The organism is Parvimonas sp. M20 (assembly GCF_035282425.1).
Lineage (GTDB): Bacteria > Bacillota > Clostridia > Tissierellales > Peptoniphilaceae > Parvimonas.
Map to the genome: position 1 here is coordinate 1 of NZ_JAYKBQ010000272.1, position 239 is coordinate 239.

General features: G+C 55.6%; 1 protein-coding gene. It reads left to right on the forward strand.

The window, feature by feature from the left end; translation table 11 throughout:
• Window positions 1-239, forward strand: a 239-nt coding sequence (locus VJI93_RS09215) for an HD domain-containing protein (RefSeq protein WP_324009390.1), incomplete at both ends; no start/stop codon positions are given.

Genomic DNA, 239 nt, shown 5'->3' on the forward strand with positions numbered 1-239 from the left:
GTGGAGATCCTCTCGACATTAAGTATGGACATTGACACGCTGCGGGCGGCGCTGCTTTTCCCTCTGGCGGATGCCAACGTAGTCAGCGAAGATGTGCTGCGTGAGAGCGTCGGTAAGTCGGTCGTTAACCTTATTCACGGCGTGCGTGATATGGCGGCGATCCGCCAGCTGAAAGCGACGCACACTGATTCTGTTTCCTCCGAACAGGTCGATAACGTTCGCCGGATGTTATTGGCGAT